Origin of the sequence: Albidovulum sp., assembly GCF_049646345.1 — a bacterium.
Lineage (GTDB): Bacteria > Pseudomonadota > Alphaproteobacteria > Rhodobacterales > Rhodobacteraceae > Albidovulum.
The window spans coordinates 1-2,796 of record NZ_JBARVQ010000531.1 but is presented as its reverse complement, the minus strand read 5'-3'; the positions used below and the strand labels follow the sequence as shown (position 1 = coordinate 2,796).

The following is a 2,796-nucleotide window of genomic DNA, read 5'->3' as shown; positions in this document are numbered from 1 at the left end:
TGTCCCGGGTGAGGGTGACCCCGATACCGACGGGCGCGATTTCCTCAATGGCGGTGAGGGCGACGATACGCTTATCGCCGGTCTCGACGACTGGCTGGAAGGTGGCGAAGGGGCGGATGTTTTCCAGCTCTCCGATTGGCTGGGTGAGGATGACGGCCCGGCCGTCATCGCCGATTACAACCCCGATGAGGACCGGCTGGTCCTGCTCTACGATCCGGTTGCCCATCCCGATCCGGAGGTCACGGTCGAACCCGACCCGGCGCTGGCCGACGCGATGCAGATCCTGATCGACGGCAAGGTCGTGGCCCATGTGCTGGGTACGTCGGGCCTGACGCCCGGTGATGTGGAACTGATGGCCGAACAGGCAGGTGCCGCCTGACGCCAATATCCGGGCCACGAGATTCAGCCTTTCCTTTCAGGCTGATTTCTCCTATATGCCCGCATCCGTCCGAAACGGCGGATATCTCCACGGGCCCTGCTGGACGACATCCCGGCTTGCGCCATAACCCTTAATTCCGAAAGGAGACCCCGATGTCGATCACGGCTGAAGACAAAGCCCGCGTCATGAAGGAATTCGCAACCAAGGAAGGCGATACCGGTTCGCCCGAAGTTCAGGTTGCCGTCCTTACCTCGCGCATCACCACACTGACCGAGCATTTCAAGACCCACAAGAAGGACAACCACGGCCGCCGTGGCCTTCTGAAGATGGTCGCCCAGCGCCGGAAACTTCTGGACTACCTGAAGCGCAACGACGACGCGCGCTATCAGGATCTGATCAAGCGTCTCGGCATCCGCCGCTGACCCTGCTGTTTGCGGGAATTTCCCCAAACGGATGATCACGCCGACACGATGCGGCCGCCGACCGAAAGGTCCGGCGGCCGTATCTTTTTTCCGGGGGGGCGCCGCCAGAACGCGCGCCGTTGTCGCGAACGGACTTGCCCGGCACCGCGTGCCGATGAACGGTGATCGCATGGACGAACACGTTTCCTTTTTGGCCAGTTTGCCGCCACCCGTGAAAGCGGCGCTGACCGAACCACGTGACCGGGCCGGGCTGATCCATCTGGCCGGTCATGCCGGTCTGATTCTGGCACTTGGCACCCTGATTGCGCTCAATGTGCCGTTTTGGGGGCTCCTGCTGCCGGTTCAGGGTATCGTCCTGATTTTCCTTTTCACGCTGGAACATGAATGCACCCACCGCACGCCCTTTCGCACGGCCCTACTGAACGATTGGGTGGGGCGGGTCTGCGGTGTGCTGCTGCTCCTGCCCTTTGGCTGGTTCCGGGCCTTTCATCTTGCCCATCACCGCCACACCAACATTCCCGGCAAGGACCCCGAACTGGAGGCAGGCAAGCCCGAGGGGCCGGGCGGCTGGCTGATCCATGTATCGGGCCTGCCGGTCTGGCGCGCGAATACCGCGCTGATCCTGCTTCTGGCCATGGGCCGTGAACGGGCGCCCTATCTTGCGGATCGCGCCCTGCCCCGGATGGAGAGCGAGGCGCGCATCATGCTCGGCCTTTATGGGCTGGCCGGGCTGTCGCTGATCTGGTCGCCCCTGCTCCTCTGGGTCTGGATCCTACCCGCGCTGCTCGGCCAGCCGTTTCTCAGGCTCTACCTCTTGGCCGAACATGGCGATTGCCCCTTCGTGGCCAACATGTTTGAGAATACGCGCACGACCTTCACCAACCGTATCGTTCGGTTCCTGGCCTGGAATATGCCCTATCATGTCGAACACCATGTCTATCCGGCGGTGCCGTTTCACCGCCTGCCGGACCTGCACCGGCTGATGCGGGACAGGCTGAAGGTGACGGCAGCGGGCTATACGGCCTTCACCCGGGACTATCTGGCGCGGCGTCTGTAAGCCCCTGACAACCGCATGCCAGACCCCGGTGCTACAATGTGACGGATACAATCGGGCATTGGCCTTTGCCTCAGGCTTCTTGTAGCAGGCGGATGTGATCACCGAAGGCCCAGCATGACAGACGTCGCCGCCTCCAAGCCAACATCCGGCGATACGCTGCCGGGCTTTTTCTTTGCGCTTTCGGCCTATCTGCTTTGGGGCTTCCTGCCGCTTTACATGAAAGCGCTTGCCCATATCCCGCCGGCGGAGGTGATTGCCCACCGGGTCCTTTGGTCGGTGCCGGTGGCGGGCGTGGTCCTGATTGCGACCGGGCGGACGGCGGACCTCGCACGGGCGCTGAGGACACCGCGCATGCTGGGAATGGCCGCGGTGACGGCGGCGCTCATCTCGATCAACTGGGGCATCTATGTCTGGGCGATCGGGTCGGGTCATACGCTCGACGCGGCGCTTGGCTACTACATCAACCCGCTCTTCTCGATCCTCCTCGGGGCGGTCCTGTTGCGCGAACGCCTTGCGACGGCACAATGGATGGCCATCGGCCTCGCCGCCACGGCGGTCGCGATCCTGACATGGGAGGCAGGACGGCTGCCCGTCGTGTCGCTGGCCCTGACCCTGACCTGGGGCAGCTACGCATTTTGCAAGAAGCGGCTGCCCATCGGCCCCAATCAGGGCTTCATGCTGGAGGTGCTGCTGCTGACACCCCCCGCCCTTGCCTATGCGATCTGGTTGAGCCGGACCGGGGAGGGACATTTCATGGAAGGCATCGCCTTTGACACGTGGATGCTTCTGGGCTGCGGGCTGGTGACGGCGGTGCCGCTGATCCTCTATGCCAATGGGGCGAAGCTGCTGCGGCTCTCGACCATCGCCATCATGCAATATATCGCGCCAACGATAATCTTCCTGACCGCCGTCTTCGTCTTTGATGAGCCTTTCGGAAC

3 protein-coding genes and 1 pseudogene are annotated in these 2,796 nt (G+C 63.0%); all 4 read left to right on the top strand.

Annotation, left to right across the window (positions count from 1 at the left end; all coding sequences use genetic code 11):
• A pseudogene (locus WBB85_RS13635) lies at positions 1 to 379 on the top strand (calcium-binding protein); the annotation flags it as partial.
• Between the two features lie 152 nt (positions 380 to 531).
• Complete coding sequence (gene rpsO, locus WBB85_RS13630) at positions 532 to 801, top strand: 30S ribosomal protein S15 (RefSeq protein ID WP_432639154.1); 270 nt, start codon at positions 532 to 534, stop codon at positions 799 to 801.
• A 169-nt stretch (positions 802 to 970) separates the two neighbouring features.
• The gene (locus WBB85_RS13625) at positions 971 to 1,858 is read left to right on the top strand and encodes a fatty acid desaturase (protein ID WP_432639153.1); all 888 of its coding nucleotides are present in this window, start codon (positions 971 to 973) and stop codon (positions 1,856 to 1,858) included.
• 114 nt (positions 1,859 to 1,972) lie between these two features.
• Positions 1,973 to 2,796, top strand: an 824-nt coding sequence (rarD, locus tag WBB85_RS13620; protein WP_432639152.1) for an EamA family transporter RarD, incomplete at its 3' end; no start/stop codon positions are given.